Here is a 14,809-nt window from a genome sequence, read left to right as displayed (position 1 = left end):
TCAGCCGACACTGCCTTCCATGCCCATCTCGATGAGCTTGTTCAATTCCATCGCGTATTCCATCGGCAGCTCACGCGCGATCGGCTCGATGAAGCCGCGCACGATCATCGCCATGGCCTCGGTCTCCTCGATGCCGCGCGACTGCAGGTAGAAGAGCTGCTCCGCACTGACCTTCGAGACCGTGGCCTCATGTCCGAGCTTCACGTCGTCGACGCGGATGTCGATCGAGGGATACGTGTCCGACCGTGACTGCGTGTCCACGAGCAGCGCGTCGCACACGACCGAGTTGGAGGAGTGATGCGCGCCGGGGTCGACCCTCACCTCCCCGCGGTAACCGGATCGTCCGCCACCGCGCGCGATGGACTTGGAGACGATCGAGGACTGGGTGTAGGGCGCCTGGTGGACCATCTTCGCGCCCGCGTCCTGGTGCTGACCGGGACCGGCGAACGCGACAGAGAGCGTCTCGCCCTTGGCGTGCTCGCCGACGAGGTAGATCGACGGGTACTTCATCGTCACCTTGGAGCCGATGTTGCCGTCGACCCACTCCATGGTCGCGCCCTCGTGGGCGACCGCGCGCTTGGTGACCAGGTTGTAGACGTTGTTCGACCAGTTCTGGATCGTGGTGTACCGAACGCGGGCGTTCTTCTTCACGATGATCTCGACGACGGCGGAGTGCAGCGAGTCCGACTTGTAGATCGGGGCCGTGCAGCCCTCGATGTAGTGCACGTAGCTGTCCTCGTCGGCGATGATCAGGGTCCGCTCGAACTGCCCCATGTTCTCGGTGTTGATCCGGAAGTAGGCCTGCAGCGGGATCTCGACGTGCACGCCCTTCGGGACGTACACGAACGATCCGCCCGACCAGACCGCCGTGTTCAGCGCGGCGAACTTGTTGTCGCCGGCGGGGATCACTGTGCCGTAGTACTCCTCGAAGAACTCGGGGTGCTCGCGCAGCGCCGTGTCGGTGTCCATGAAGATGACGCCCTGCTGCTCCAGGTCCTCGCGGATCTGGTGGTAGACCACCTCGGACTCGTACTGCGCGGCGACGCCGGCGACGAGACGCTGGCGCTCGGCCTCGGGGATGCCGAGGCGCTCATACGTCTCGCGGATCTCTGCGGGCAGATCCTCCCAGGACTGAGCCTGCTTCTCGGTGGAGCGCACGAAGTACTTGATGTGGTCGAAGTCGATCCCGCTGAGGTCGGCGCCCCAGGTGGGCATGGGCTTGCGTTCGAAGAGCGACAGGCCCTTCAGACGGTTCTTGAGCATCCACTCGGGTTCACCCTTGAGGGCGGAGATGTCGCGCACGACCTTCTCGCTGAGTCCGCGGGTCGCGCTCGCTCCGGCGGCATCGGGATCGTGCCAGCCGAACTCGTACACCCCCAGACTGTCCAATTCCGGGCGGTCGATCAGCACATCCGACATCACACTCTCCTCAAATGGGCCTCAACGGTGTCATCCGCCCCGACACACCTGACCTCCGTCGAGTCTTCGGAGATCGGATGCCGCTGGTGGGCCCCATCATCGGCGCTCACATCGCGCCTAAACTGTCACTGATGGACGCCGCGCTTAGCGCACCCATCACAACGATCCGATTCTACAGGTTTCGTCGGAGAGCCGGGCGGTATCCGCCCGAGTCCCGGCGGACCGGAGGCCTCATGACTGAAATCGTCACGCCCGCTCAGACCGCGGCTCCGCAGGGCGTCGTCTTCGGCCGCCCGCTCCGCGTGCTCGCCTGGCTGTCGTTCGTGGCGGAGGTGCTCATCATCGGCACGGGAGGCGCGGTGCGCCTGACCGGGTCGGGACTGGGCTGCTCGGAATGGCCCCTCTGCACGCCGGAATCGCTGGTGCCCATCCTGGAGATCCAGGGGCTGCACGGCGCCATCGAGTTCGGCAACCGCATGATGACCGGCCTGGTCGGTCTACTCGCCCTCGCGGTGCTCATGCTCACCCTGCACGCCATCAGTGGTCGCCGTCTCGTCGTGCGCGCGGTGTGGTTCGCCGTCGGCGGAATCGTGCTGGCGATCGGCGTCTATGCGGCGGCCTCGGCGCTGCACCTGCCCGCCGCGGCGCTGATGTCCGCCGCGCTGCTGCTCGCCGTACTGCTCGGCGCGTTCGACTCGCTGCGCCAGACCGTGCGCCGGCGGGATCTCGCCGTGCTCGCCTGGGTCGTGCTGATCGGCGTCATGGCGCAGGCCGTCGTCGGCGGGTTCGCCGTGATCAGCGACCTGAACCCCTTCATCGTCGGCTTCCACTACGCGTCCTCGTTGACCCTCGTGTGCGTGACGGCGCTGTTCCTCGTGCGGTTGCGGATGCAGCCGGGTCGCCGCGTGTCGGCCGTCCCGGCCTGGTTCACGGTACTGACGCAGGTGACGGGGCTCGCCCTCGCGGTGACGATCCTGGTGGGCGTGCTCACCACCGGATCCGGCCCGCACTCCGGTGACGCGAGCATCAAGCGGGAGGGCTTCGACGCCACCATCCTGGCGCACGTGCACTCATGGCCCGGCTACATCCTCGCGGCGCTGGTGCTCGTCCTGGCCGTCTCCGCGTGGATGCTGCGCCTGCCTCCGCGCACCTGGCTGCTGGTCCTGATCGTCGCGATCCTGGTGCAGGTCGCCGTCGGCGTGGTGCAGGCGCGCACCGGACTGCCGGGGATCCTCGTGGGGATCCACATGGTCCTCGCCTCGCTCTCGGCCGCGGCCTACACGGTGATGGTCACCACGCTGAAGCGGCCCGCCGCCGAGGACTGACCGGGGCTCTCGCGCCACGACGGACGAACGCCCCGGCGAGGACCGGGGCGTTCGTCCGTGAGCCGCCCCGAGAGACCGGGCCGGCCGGAGTGATCAGAACGGCAGCAGCGGGTCGACCGCGACGGCCAGGAAGATCAGCGTGAGGTACGTGATCGATGCGTGGAACACGCGCATCGGACGCGCCTCATCACCATGCACCGCGCGGTTGTACAGACGGTGCGATTCGTAGATGAACCATCCGCCGAACACCAGAGACGAGACGATGTAGACCACGCCCATCTGGGCGACAGGAACGAGCAGCAGCGAGCAGGCGACAGTGGCCCAGGCGTACAGGATGACCTGCAGGCCGACCTGCGAAGCGGAGCGCGTGACACCCAGCATGGGCACGTCCACGTCGTCGTAGTCGTGCTTGTACTTCATCGACAGCGGCCAGTAATGCGGCGGCGTCCACAGGAAGACGAGCACGAAGAGCACCATAGGCGGCCAGGCCAGGGACCCGGTCACCGCTGTCCAGCCGATGAGCACCGGGAAGCAGCCGGCGATGCCGCCCCAGATGATGTTCTGCTCTGTACGGCGCTTGAGGATCATCGTGTAGATCACGACGTAGAAGAAGATGGCGATGGCGGACAGGGTCGCGGCCAGCCAGTTCGTGAACGCGAGCAGCCAGATCGTCGACACGACCGCGAGCACCCATGAGAAGACCAGGGCACCACGCGGCGACACCTCCCCCGTCACCAGAGGCCGGTTCTCCGTGCGCTTCATGTGCACGTCGATGTCGCGATCCAGGTACATGTTGAACGACGCCGCCGACGCGGCGCTCATCGCACCACCGAGCACCGTCGCGAGGACGAGCCACAGATCCGGCAGGCCGCCGTGCGCGAGGAACATCACCGGCACGGTGGAGACGAGCAGCAGCTCCATCACGCGGGGCTTGGTGAGGGCGAAATATCCGCGGATCTTCTGACCGAACGAGTACGTCGTCTCGGCGGCCTGCGATGTCGAAGAGATCGCGATCCCCTCCTTCTGAACGGATGTGGGCACTCCTCCCAGTCTAGAGCGTCCGGACCCCGGCCAGCGGACCGCGCGATCGACTCCCGCAACGGACCATCCCGGCATCGGAAATGCACCCCGTCACTGCGTGAAATCCACCCGCAGGACCTGTTTGCACGCGGGTATGCTGAGAACACTCGCGCGCCCGGGCGCTGTGCACTCATCTCCGTGACGACGCGGACCGCGCAGGAATACGGGCGCCTCCGCAGTTGTCAGAAGGAGTATGACCGTGGCAGAACTTCAGTGGGACGAGATCGACCGACGAGCGGTGGACACCGCCCGAATCCTGGCGGCCGATGCCGTTCAGAAGGTCGGCAACGGTCACCCCGGCACGGCGATGAGCCTCGCACCGCTGGCCTATCTGCTGTATCAGCGCGTGATGCGCCACGATCCCGCCGACACCGACTGGCTCGGCCGCGACCGCTTCATCCTGTCGGTCGGCCACTCCTCGCTCACCCAGTACGTCCAGCTCTATCTGGGCGGCTTCGGCCTCGAGCTCGGCGACCTCGAGGCGCTGCGCACCTGGGGCTCGCTCACGCCGGGCCACCCCGAGTACCACCACACCAAGGGGGTCGAGATCACCACCGGCCCGCTGGGACAGGGCCTCGCCTCATCCGTGGGCTTCGCCTACGCGGCGCGCTACGAGCGCGGCCTCTTCGATCCTGAGGCACCCGCCGGAGCCAGCCCCTTCGACCACCGCGTGTACGTGATCGCCGGCGACGGCGACCTGCAGGAGGGCGTCACCAGCGAGGCGTCCTCGCTGGCAGGGCACCAGCAGCTCGGCAACCTCATCGCCTTCTACGACTCCAACCAGATCTCGATCGAGGGCGACACGGATGTGGCGTTCACGGAGGACGTCCGCGCACGCTACGAGGCGTACGGCTGGCAGGTGCTCGAAGTCGATTGGCGTCGCACCGGCCAGTACGTCGAGGACATGCACGAGCTGGACGACGCGATCCGCCAGGCCCAGGCCGAGACGACCAAGCCCAGCCTGATCATCCTGAAGACGATCATCGGCTGGCCCGCACCGACCAAGTCGGGCACCGAATCGGTGCACGGCAGCGCACTGGGCGCCGAGGAGGTGGCCGCCACCAAGAAGGTGCTCGGCTTCGACCCCGAGAAGTCCTTCGTCGTCGAGGACGCCGTCATCGAGCACACCCGACAGCTCGGAGCCCGCGCACAGCAGGCGCGCGCCGAATGGCAGAAGGCATTCGACGAGTGGGCGTCTGCCAACCCGGAGCGCAAGAAGCTGCTGGACCGCCTCGAGGCGCACGCCCTGCCCGACGACATCGAGAACGCGCTCCCCGTCTTCGAGGGCGGCACGGAGGTGTCCACGCGCGCCGCATCCGGCAAGGTCCTCAACGCGCTCGCCGAGCAGCTTCCCGAGCTCTGGGGCGGCTCCGCCGACCTCGCCGGCTCGAACAACACCACCATCGCCGGCGCCCCCTCCTTCATCCCGGCCGAGTGGTCGACGCACGAATGGAAGGGCAGCCCGTACGGACGGGTGCTGCACTTCGGCATCCGCGAGCACGCCATGGGCGCGATCCTCAACGGCATCACGCTGCACGGACCGACACGCGCCTACGGGGGCACGTTCCTGATCTTCAGCGACTACATGCGTCCCGCCGTGCGCCTCGCCGCGCTGATGGACATCCCCAGCACGTTCGTCTGGACCCACGACTCCGTCGCCCTCGGCGAGGACGGTCCGACCCACCAGCCGATCGAGCAGCTGGCGTCGCTGCGCGCCATCCCGAACTTCACCGTCGTGCGTCCCGCGGATGCGAACGAGACGGCTGCCGCCTGGCTGGAGATCCTGCGCCGTCACGGCGGTCCGGTCGGCATCGCGCTGACCCGCCAGAACATCCCCGTGTTCGAGCGCGGCGAGGGCGAGGCGTCCGGAGACGTCCTCGCCTCCGCCTCCGCCACGGCGAAGGGCGCGTACGTCCTCGCCGAGGCGCCGAACGGCGAGCCGGACGTCATCCTGGTGGCCACCGGATCCGAGGTGCAGCTGGCCGTCGCCGCACGCGAGACGCTCGCTGCGGAGGGTGTGAACGCCCGTGTGGTGTCGGCTCCGTCGCTGGAGTGGTTCGCCGAGCAGGACGAGGCGTACCGCGAGTCGGTGCTGCCCAAGGCCGTCACGGCGCGCGTCTCGGTCGAGGCGGGCTCGGTGCTCAGCTGGCGCGGAATCGTCGGCGACCGGGGCCGGTCGGTCGGCATCGATCACTTCGGCGCCTCCGCCGACTACAAGACCCTGTTCCAGAAGTTCGGCATCACCGCCGAGGCCGTCGTCGAGGCGGCACGCGACAGCATCAAGGAGAACGCATGAGCACCCCCACCGAAGACCTCTCGGCCGCCGGCGTCAGCATCTGGCTCGACGACCTGTCCCGCACCCGCATCACCACGGGAAACCTCAAGCAGCTCATCGACTCGCGCAACGTCGTCGGGGTGACCACCAACCCGACCATCTTCGCCAACGCGATCACCAACCCCGATGACACGTCCTACGACGCGCAGGTGCAGGAGCTCGCCGCTTCCGGCGCCAGCGCGGAGGACGCCGTCTTCGCGGCGACCACGCAGGACGTGCGCGACGCCCTGGACGTGTTCCGCCCGGTGTGGGAGTCCTCGAACCATGTCGACGGCCGCGTCTCGATCGAGGTCTCGCCCGATCTCGCGCACGACACCGACGGCACGGTCGCTCAGGCCAAGGAGCTGTGGAAGCGCATCGACCGCGAGAACCTGCTCGTCAAGATCCCGGCGACCAAGGCCGGCCTTCCCGCCATCGCGCAGGCGATCGGCGCGGGCATCAGCGTCAACGTCACCCTGATCTTCAGCCTGGAGCGCTACGCGGGTGTCATCGACGCATACCTGACGGGTCTGGAGACGGCCAAGGCCGCCGGCATCGATCTGTCGACAATCCACTCGGTCGCCTCGTTCTTCGTGTCGCGCGTCGACACCGAGACCGACAAGCGTCTGGAGGCGATCGGCACCGAGGAGGCCAGGGCTCTCCGGAGCAAGGCGGGTCTGGCCAACGCCCGTCTGGCGTACGAGCTGTACGAGAAGTCGTTCGCCGGCGACCGCGCCAAGGCGCTGCTCGACGCCGGTGCGACCCTGCAGCGCCCGCTGTGGGCCTCGACCGGGGTCAAGGACCCGGCGCTGCCCGACACGCTTTACGTGACCGAGCTCGTCGCCCCGGGTGTCGTCAACACCATGCCCGAGAAGACGTTGGAAGCGACGTTCGATCACGGCGCGGTGACCGGCGACACCGTGACCGGCACCTACGACTCCGCCCGCGAGGTCTTCGAGGGCCTCAAGTCGGTCGGCGTGGACTTCGACGACGTCACCCAGGTGCTCGAGGACGAAGGGGTCTCGAAGTTCATCGACTCCTGGCACGATCTGCTGGCTCAGGTGACCAAGGGGCTGGAAGAAGCGCGATGACCGTCTCGGTGCACGTGGCGCACGAGGCCAGGACGGCGGTGGATGACACGGTCGCCCGCCTCGTCGCCGGACTCGTGGCGTCGCGTGTCACCGCAGGCGATCCCACCCTGTGGGGGGCGGACGCCGAGGCCGAGGCGTCCGTCCGCCTGGGATGGGTGGACGCGGTCTCCGTATCGCGACCCCTCGTCCCCCGGATCCTCGCGTTGCGCGACGAGCTGTCCGCCCGGGGCGTCGACCGGGTGGTGCTGTCCGGTATGGGCGGGTCCTCCCTCGCCCCCGAGGTGATCGCCAGGACGGTGGGCGTGGGCCTCACCATTCTGGACTCCACCTCACCCGCACAGGTGCTCTCCGCCCTCGACGGCGATCTCTCCCGCACCGTGCTGGTGGTGTCGTCCAAGTCCGGCACCACCATCGAGACGGATTCCCACCGCCGCGCGTTCGAAGCCGCGTTCAGCGATGTCGGCATCGACCCCGCGCAGCACATCGTCGTCGTCACCGATCCCGGCTCGCCCCTGGATGTCTCGGCGACGGAAGCCGGCTACCGGGTCTTCCACGCCGACCCGAACGTGGGAGGCCGCTTCTCCGCGCTAACCGCGTACGGCCTGGTGCCGGCCGGTCTGGCCGGCGTCGACATCGCCGAGCTCCTGGACGAGGCGGAGGCCTCGCTGCTGGAGTTCGCGATCGACTCCCCTGACAACCCCGCCCTGCGGCTCGCCGCGGCCATCGCGGGCTCGACGCCGCATCGCGACAAGGTGGGGCTCGTATCGGACGGCACCCACATCGAGGGCCTGCCCGACTGGATCGAGCAGCTGATCGCAGAGTCCACCGGCAAGCACGGCACCGGCCTGCTCCCCGTCGTGCTGCTTCCCGTCTCGCCCGAGCTCGACGCCCGGCCGTCCGATCTGCAGATCGTGCGTCTGGTCGAGGACGCCGGCGAATTCCATCTGCGCGATCGACACGCGGGCGAGGTCCTCGTCAGCGGCAGCCTCGGCGCGATGTTCCTGCTGTGGGAGCACGCGACGGCCGTCATCGGGCTTCTGCTCGGCATCAATCCGTTCGACCAGCCGGATGTCGAGGCCTCGAAGACCGCCGCGCGAGGGCTTCTCGACGCGCGCCCGGCCGTGCCGGATCCCGCCTTCGTGCAGGACGGCATCGAGGTGCGCGTCAACGATGCGGCGCTGGCCGCATCCGGATCGATCGAGGGCGTTCTCGACGCCCTCTGGGCTTCTCTGCCCGCCGACGGCTACGTCTCGATCCAGGCCTATGTCAATCGTCTCGAGCTGGGCCAGCTGCAGGGCATCCGCGAGATGGTCGCGGCGGATTCCGCTCGACCGACCACCTTCGGCTGGGGTCCTCGGTTCCTGCACTCCACCGGGCAGTTCCACAAGGGCGGCCCCGCGCAGGGCGTGTTCCTGCAGATCCTCGAGCGCACCGACGTCGACCTCGAGATCCCGGGCCGACCCTTCACGTTCGGACAGCTCATCCAGGCCCAGGCGGCAGGCGATGCCGCCGTCCTCGCCGACCACGGGCGTCCCGTCGTCTCACTGACCATCACGGATGCCGCCGAAGACGTCCTCACCCTGTTCACTGCTGCGCAGTGAACCATCCGGAAGATCTGGAGATATCCCCCTCGATGACTGCCCCGATCTCGCGCGGAAGAAACCCCCTCCGCGACCCCGATGACCGTCGTCTCAATCGCATCGCAGGTCCCAGCGCGCTGGTGATCTTCGGTGTGACCGGCGACCTGTCACGCAAGAAGCTGATGCCCGCCGTCTACGACCTCGCCAACCGCGGCCTGCTGCCGCCGGGGTTCGCCCTGGTGGGCTTCGCCCGCCGCGACTGGGAGGACCAGGACTTCGCCCAGGTCGTGTACGACGCGGTAAAGGAGCATGCCCGCACGGAGTTCCGTGAGGAGACCTGGCAGCAGCTGCTGCAGGGCATCCGCTTCGTGCAGGGCACGTTCGACGATCCCGAATCCTTCCGTCGCCTGCGCGAGACCGTCGAGAAGCTCGACGTCGAGCGGGGCACGATGGGCAATCACGCCTACTACCTGTCCATCCCGCCGAAGGCGTTCCCCCAGGTGGCGAAGCAGCTGCGCGAGTCCGGCCTGGTCGGCGAGCAGAGCGCGAAGGACCTGCACTGGCGCCGCGTGGTGATCGAGAAGCCCTTCGGCAGCGACCTCGAGTCGGCCAGGGCGCTGAACGAGGCACTGGAGTCCGCGTTCCCCACCGACTCGATCTTCCGCATCGACCACTACCTCGGCAAGGAGACGGTGCAGAACATCCTGGCGCTGCGCTTCGCCAATGAGCTGTACGAGCCGCTGTGGAACCGGAACTACGTCGACCACGTGCAGATCACGATGGCCGAGGACATCGGCGTGGGCGGCCGCGCCGGCTACTACGACGGCATCGGAGCGGCACGCGACGTCATCCAGAACCACCTGCTGCAGCTGCTGGCCCTGACCGCCATGGAGGAGCCGATCAGCATGTCGGCCGACCACCTGCGCGCCGAGAAGGAGAAGGTCCTCGAGGCCGTGCGCCTTCCCGAGGACATCTCTCTCGCCACGGCCCGCGGGCAGTACGCCGGCGGCTGGCAGGGCGGTGAGAAGGTGAACGGCTTCCTCGAAGAGGACGGCATGGCGCCGCAGTCGACCACCGAGACCTACGCCGCGATCAAGCTCGAGATCGACACCCGCCGCTGGGCCGGTGTCCCCTTCTACCTGCGCACCGGCAAGCGCCTGGGCCGTCGCGTGACGGAGATCGCCGTGGTCTTCAAGCGCGCGCCCGAACACCTGTTCGGCCGCGCGCAGACCTCCGAGCTGGGACAGAACGCCCTGGTCATCCGCGTGCAGCCCGACGAGGGCGTCACCATCCGGTTCGGCTCCAAGGTGCCGGGCAGCGGTGCGAACGTCCGCGACGTGACGATGGACTTCGGCTACGGCCACGCGTTCACGGAGGCCAGCCCCGAGGCGTACGAGCGTCTGATCCTCGACGTCCTGCTCGGCGATCCACCGCTGTTCCCCCGCCACGAGGAGGTGGAGCTGTCCTGGAAGATCCTCGATCCGGTCGAGGAGTACTGGGCCTCGCTGCACACCCCGTTGGAGCAGTATGCGCCCGGTTCCTGGGGTCCGGCCTCCGCCGATGCCCTGCTAGCCCGCGATGGACGAGTCTGGAGACGCCCGTGATCATCGATCTTCCCGACACCACAGTGAGCCAGGTGGCCAAGCAGTTGGTCAAGGTCCGCGAGGAGGGCGGCGCGGTCGCCCTCGGTCGTGTGCTCACGCTGCTGATCGTCGCCCGCAACGGTGTGGCCGAAGCCGCCATCGACGCGGCCAACGACGCCTCCCGCGAGCACCCGATGCGAGTCATCGTGCTGGTCTCGGGCGAGGGATCCGCCCACCTCGACGCGCAGATCCGCGTCGGCGGCGACGCCGGCGCCAGCGAGGTCGTGGTGCTGCACGCCTTCGGCGACGCGGCCAGCAACACCGAGAGCCTGGTGACAGGTCTTCTCCTGCCTGATGCCCCGGTCGTGGCATGGTGGCCGGACGAGGCGCCCACGGATGCCGCAGCATCGCCCCTCGGGCGCATCGCGCAGCGCCGCATCACGGACGCCGCGACCTCGCCGGACGTCCGCGACCGGCTCGCGCTGCTCGGCAAGACCCACGCCCCCGGCGACACCGACCTGGCGTGGACCCGCCTCACGCACTGGCGCGAGCAGCTGGCCGCGGTGCTCGATCAGCCCCCGTACGAGCGCGTGACCGCGGTCGAGGTGCGCGGCGCGGCGGCGTCGCCGTCGACCGCGCTGCTGGCGGCCTGGTTGCGGATGGCGCTGGACGTGCCGGTCAGCTGGTCCTATGAGGACCCGGAGCACTGGCAGGAGGGCATCAAGTCGGTGCGCCTGACACGCGCCAGCGGCGACATCTTGCTGGAGCGCCCGACGCCCGGGGTGGCGATCCTCACCCAGCCCGACCAGCCCGATCACGAGCTGCACCTGCCGAGGCGCACGCTGCGCGAGTGCCTGGCAGAGGAGCTGAGGCGCCTCGACGCGGACCTGCTGTACGGTCGTGTCATCACCGAGGGCTGGAGTCGTCTGGGCCCCGCTGACAAGGGAGCGTGAGCGCATGAAGGTGCAGGGATCGGTCAAGTCCGTCGTGGTCGAGCCGACAGCGGCGGCGCTGGCGGCGCGCGTCGCCGACCGGTTCCTCACCCGAGTGCGCGCGCGCACGCGGAACGGGCGCGTGGCGCACATCTGCCTGACCGGGGGCTCGATGGGCGGTGCCGTGCTGGCGGCCGCCGCCGAGGACGCCAGGACGGAGCAGATCGACTGGTCGCTCGTGCACTTCTGGTGGGGCGACGAGCGCTTCGTCGAGCGCGATGACCCCGACCGCAACTCGCTCCAGTCGCGACGCGCTTTCCTGGACAGGATCCCGGTGCCCGCCGAGAACGTCCACGAGGTGGCCGCCCCGTCCGACGGGCTGAGCCTGGACGAGGCTGCTGCGGCGTACGCCGCCGAGCTCGCACGTTTCGGCACGGACGACGAGCGGTGGCCGTCGTTCGCGGTGTGCTTCCTCGGTGTGGGGCCGGACGGTCACATCGCCTCGCTGTTCCCGGACCGCACGGAGGTGACGGTGACGGATGCCGCTGCCCTGCCGGTGCGCAACTCCCCCAAGCCTCCCGCGGAGCGGGTGACCCTCACCCGTCCGGTGCTGAATGCGTCCAAGCGGGTCTGGCTCGTGCTGACCGGTGCGGACAAGGCGTCGGCTCTCGGACTCGCGCTGGCGGGTGCCAGCTATGCCAGCGTGCCCGCTGCGGGTGCCAAGGGACGCCGACGCACGGTGTTCTTCGTCGATGAGGCGGCCGCGGCCGAGGTCGCGCCCGAGCTCATCGATCTCGACTACTGAGTCGGCGCGTCGCCCGCCTGGGTCCCTGGGCCTGTCGGAGGGCCACCCGAGCCACGCGGGGTCCCTGAGCCTGTCGAAGGGCCGCGCCCGTCGGGTGAGGAGCCGCTGCCCCGCCGTATCCCCAGCTCCTGACTGTCGCTGAGCACCTGGGGATGGTACCGGGCGAGGCCGAAGACGCCGAACACGGCGATCGCTCCTGCCACCGCGAACAGGACCAGCACCGGCACCGGTGCCGCATCCGCCTCACCGAGCACGAGAGCGCCGATCAGCACGGCGACGATCGGATCCACCACGGTCAGGCCCGCGATGACGAGGTCGGGCGGGCCGGAGCTGTACGCCGTCTGCACGAAATACGCGCCGACGGCGGCCGCGGCGATGAGGGCGATGACGCACACGACCGTGAGCCATTCGAAGTTGCCGGCCTGGATGCGGCTGATCACGGCCTTCGCCAGTGTGGCGACGAACCCGTACAGGATGCCGGCGCCGGTGACGTAGAAGAGTGCGCGCATGCGGCGCCGCAGAATCAGCCAGCACGTGCCGAGCGCGATGATGACCACCAGCAGCACCGCGAGGATGGTGAAGAGGTCCTCATCGCTGATCTCCCGCTCGACGGCGTACAGGGCGGCCAGCGCCACGAACAGGAAGATGCCACCCAGGCAGCTGCCGATGGCGATGAGCGATTTCTTCGTGGGGGTATGGCCCGAGACCCGGGCGTTGAGCAGGGTGGTGACGACGAGGGCGACGGCCCCCAGCGGCTGCACGACGATCAGTGGGGCGATCGCGATGGCGCTGAGCTGGCAGATGATGGCGAAGCCCAGCATGATCGTGCCGATGATCCATGAGGGACGGGACAGCAGGCTCTTCAGCTGAGCGCCGCTCAGGCCCGAGGCGCCTTCGACGCCGGTGAGCTTCTCCACCTTCTCCACGCCGCGATGCTGGTACTGCGCTCCCAGTGACATGAACACCGCGCCGGCGAGAGCCAGCGGGATTCCCAGCAGCAGAGCCGGGTTCTGGAAGACACCGATCAGCTGGTCGCTCACCCCGGTTGCCATTTCCGCCCCTTGCACCGTTTCACCCTACCCGGCGTGAGCGGCCCAGTAGGGTTATGGCGTGGCTGTTCTTCCGATCCGCATCATGGGCGACCCCGTTCTGCACTCCCCCGCAGCGGAGGTCGCGGAGATCACCGACGAGATCCGCGCGCTCGTCGCCGACATGTACGAGACGATGGATCTCGCGCCTGGCGTGGGGCTCGCCGCCCCGCAGGTGGGCGTGGCTCTGCGCATCTACGTGTACTCGTACGTGGACGACGAGGAGCAGCCGTGGCGCGGCGAGATCATCAACCCGACCCTGTGGATGGCACCGACCGAGCCGGGGGATCCCGACCCGGACGAGGAGTCGGAGGGATGTCTGTCCTTCCCCGGCGAACGGTTCCCGCTGCGCCGCTCGGATCGGGTGATGGTGACCGGCACCGACCTGGCGGGTGCGCCGGTGCGCATCGAAGTGGACGGCTGGCGCGCCCGGATCATGCAGCACGAGTACGACCACCTCGATGGCATCCTCTACGTCGACCGTCTCTCGGACGGCGACTGGAAGACCGCGCAGAAGATCGCCCGCAAACGCGGCTGGTCCCACGGCGGGTCGAGCTGGATGCCCGGTGTGGACGATCTGGAGGGATGATGAACGGGCCGATCCGCGTCGCGATCGCCGGCTACGGCAATCTCGGCCGAGGTGTGGAGCGATCCCTCGAGCGCAACCCGGACATGCACCTGGTGGGCGTGTTCTCCCGGCGCGATCCGCACACGATCACTCCCCTCCGCGCAGACACGGTCGTGCGACGCATCGACGACCTGCCGGCGATGCGCGAGGAGATCGACGTGCTGGTGCTGTGCGGCGGCTCCAAGAGCGACCTGCCCGTGCAGACGCCGTCTCTGGCATCCGAGTTCTCCGTCGTCGACAGCTTCGACACGCACGCCCGCATTCCGGAGCACTTCGCCGCCGTCGACGCCGCGGCGCGCGCGGGCGGAACGACCGCCATCATCTCCACCGGCTGGGATCCGGGCCTGTTCTCCCTGCAGCGCCTCTACGGCGAGGCGATACTGCCGCAGGGCGAGACGCACACGTTCTGGGGCCGCGGACTCAGCCAGGGGCATTCTGACGCCGTCAGACGCGTTCCCGGTGTCGCCGGGGGCGTCCAGTACACGATCCCCTCCGCAGATGCGGTCGCGCGCGTGCGCGCGGGGCAGCAGCCGTCGCTCAGCACCCGCGACAAGCACACCCGCGAATGCTTCGCGGTGCTCGAAGACGGCGCGGATGCGCAGGCGGTTCGCGACGCGATCGTCGGTATGCCGGACTACTTCGAGCCGTACGACACCACGGTGCACTTCATCACCGCCGAGGAACTCGTCCGTGATCACGCCGGCGCACCGCACGGCGGCTTCGTGATCCGCAGCGGCAGCACGTCGGCAGGGACGAGTCAGAGCGTGGAATTCCGTCTCGCGCTGGACTCGAACCCGGAGTTCACGGCGAGCGTGCTCGTCGCCTACGCGCGTGCAGCCGCACGGATGGCATCCGCCGGGGACCACGGCGCGAAGACACCGTTCGACGTGGCTCCCGGCCTGCTCTCGCCCAAGCCGGCCGAGCAGCTGCGCGCAGAGCTGCTCTGACGTCCGCCTCTCCCCCC

The 14,809-nt window shown here is 68.8% G+C and carries 12 protein-coding genes; 9 read left to right on the top strand and 3 right to left on the bottom strand.

Going from position 1 to position 14,809, the window contains the following annotated elements:
- Complete coding sequence (gene sufB, locus ACFQY2_RS11575) at positions 1 to 1,419, bottom strand: Fe-S cluster assembly protein SufB (RefSeq protein ID WP_378745958.1); 1,419 nt, start codon at positions 1,417 to 1,419, stop codon at positions 1 to 3.
- Positions 1,420 to 1,652: 233 nt separating this feature from the next.
- Between sufB and ACFQY2_RS11570 the strand changes: the two genes are divergently transcribed.
- The gene (locus ACFQY2_RS11570; RefSeq protein WP_378745957.1) at positions 1,653 to 2,744 is read left to right on the top strand and encodes a heme A synthase; all 1,092 of its coding nucleotides are present in this window, start codon (positions 1,653 to 1,655) and stop codon (positions 2,742 to 2,744) included.
- Between the two features lie 93 nt (positions 2,745 to 2,837).
- Here the strand turns inward: ACFQY2_RS11570 and ACFQY2_RS11565 are convergent, their stop codons facing one another.
- Positions 2,838 to 3,752 carry a heme o synthase gene (locus ACFQY2_RS11565; RefSeq protein ID WP_378746166.1) on the bottom strand — a complete coding sequence of 305 codons (915 nt, stop codon included), beginning with the start codon at positions 3,750 to 3,752 and terminating at the stop codon, positions 2,838 to 2,840.
- A gap of 271 nt (positions 3,753 to 4,023) precedes the next feature.
- Between ACFQY2_RS11565 and tkt the strand changes: the two genes are divergently transcribed.
- Genes tkt through pgl form a run of 6 tightly spaced genes read left to right on the top strand, consistent with a single transcriptional unit; the run spans position 4,024 to position 12,129 of the window.
- Positions 4,024 to 6,120 carry a transketolase gene (tkt, locus tag ACFQY2_RS11560; protein WP_378745956.1) on the top strand — a complete coding sequence of 699 codons (2,097 nt, stop codon included), beginning with the start codon at positions 4,024 to 4,026 and terminating at the stop codon, positions 6,118 to 6,120.
- On the top strand, positions 6,117 to 7,229 hold the full coding sequence (gene tal, locus ACFQY2_RS11555) for a transaldolase (RefSeq protein ID WP_378745955.1): 1,113 nt from the start codon (positions 6,117 to 6,119) through the stop codon (positions 7,227 to 7,229). The genes tkt and tal overlap by 4 nt, the downstream gene beginning before the upstream one ends.
- The gene (locus ACFQY2_RS11550) at positions 7,226 to 8,830 is read left to right on the top strand and encodes a glucose-6-phosphate isomerase (protein ID WP_378745953.1); all 1,605 of its coding nucleotides are present in this window, start codon (positions 7,226 to 7,228) and stop codon (positions 8,828 to 8,830) included. Before tal ends, ACFQY2_RS11550 begins: the two co-directional genes overlap by 4 nt.
- 32 nt (positions 8,831 to 8,862) lie before the next feature.
- Entirely contained in the window at positions 8,863 to 10,413 is a 1,551-nt protein-coding gene (gene zwf / locus ACFQY2_RS11545; RefSeq protein WP_378745952.1) for a glucose-6-phosphate dehydrogenase, read from the top strand.
- Positions 10,410 to 11,345: a glucose-6-phosphate dehydrogenase assembly protein OpcA gene (locus ACFQY2_RS11540; protein WP_378745951.1), complete on the top strand. Its 936-nt coding sequence runs from the start codon at positions 10,410 to 10,412 to the stop codon at positions 11,343 to 11,345. Before zwf ends, ACFQY2_RS11540 begins: the two co-directional genes overlap by 4 nt.
- Positions 11,346 to 11,349: 4 nt before the next feature.
- Positions 11,350 to 12,129 (top strand): 6-phosphogluconolactonase, encoded by a 780-nt coding sequence (gene pgl, locus ACFQY2_RS11535; RefSeq protein ID WP_378745950.1) that lies wholly within the window; start codon positions 11,350 to 11,352, stop codon positions 12,127 to 12,129.
- On the opposite strand, the gene ACFQY2_RS11530 is transcribed toward pgl, so the two are convergent.
- A complete protein-coding gene (locus ACFQY2_RS11530) occupies positions 12,123 to 13,181 on the bottom strand; it encodes a DMT family transporter (protein WP_378745949.1) in 1,059 nt (352 codons plus the stop codon). The two genes, pgl and ACFQY2_RS11530, sit on opposite strands and share 7 nt — an antisense overlap.
- A 58-nt stretch (positions 13,182 to 13,239) precedes the next feature.
- Between ACFQY2_RS11530 and def the strand changes: the two genes are divergently transcribed.
- Complete coding sequence (gene def, locus ACFQY2_RS11525; protein WP_378745948.1) at positions 13,240 to 13,806, top strand: peptide deformylase; 567 nt, start codon at positions 13,240 to 13,242, stop codon at positions 13,804 to 13,806.
- Positions 13,806 to 14,792, top strand: coding sequence for a diaminopimelate dehydrogenase (locus ACFQY2_RS11520; protein ID WP_378746165.1), 987 nt, complete (start codon positions 13,806 to 13,808; stop codon positions 14,790 to 14,792). Before def ends, ACFQY2_RS11520 begins: the two co-directional genes overlap by 1 nt.
- Positions 14,793 to 14,809: the final 17 nt, after the last annotated feature.

The sequence above is a fragment of the Microbacterium sp. GCM10027623 genome, from assembly GCF_042666935.1.
Lineage (GTDB): Bacteria > Actinomycetota > Actinomycetes > Actinomycetales > Microbacteriaceae > Microbacterium.
The sequence above is the reverse complement of the archived record's forward strand: the minus strand, read 5'-3'. Positions and strand labels throughout refer to the sequence as shown.

What these genes read in the sequence shown, in the direction of transcription:
- sufB (WP_378745958.1), bottom strand. Translation starts at nt 1,419, where the DNA reads ATGTCGGATGTGCTGATCGACCGCCCGGAATTGGACAGTCTGGGGGTG.
- ACFQY2_RS11570 (WP_378745957.1), top strand. Translation starts at nt 1,653, where the DNA reads ATGACTGAAATCGTCACGCCCGCTCAGACCGCGGCTCCGCAGGGCGTC.
- tal (WP_378745955.1), top strand. Translation starts at nt 6,117, where the DNA reads ATGAGCACCCCCACCGAAGACCTCTCGGCCGCCGGCGTCAGCATCTGG.
- ACFQY2_RS11550 (WP_378745953.1), top strand. Translation starts at nt 7,226, where the DNA reads ATGACCGTCTCGGTGCACGTGGCGCACGAGGCCAGGACGGCGGTGGAT.
- zwf (WP_378745952.1), top strand. Translation starts at nt 8,863, where the DNA reads ATGACTGCCCCGATCTCGCGCGGAAGAAACCCCCTCCGCGACCCCGAT.
- pgl (WP_378745950.1), top strand. Translation starts at nt 11,350, where the DNA reads ATGAAGGTGCAGGGATCGGTCAAGTCCGTCGTGGTCGAGCCGACAGCG.
- ACFQY2_RS11530 (WP_378745949.1), bottom strand. Translation starts at nt 13,181, where the DNA reads ATGGCAACCGGGGTGAGCGACCAGCTGATCGGTGTCTTCCAGAACCCG.
- ACFQY2_RS11520 (WP_378746165.1), top strand. Translation starts at nt 13,806, where the DNA reads ATGAACGGGCCGATCCGCGTCGCGATCGCCGGCTACGGCAATCTCGGC.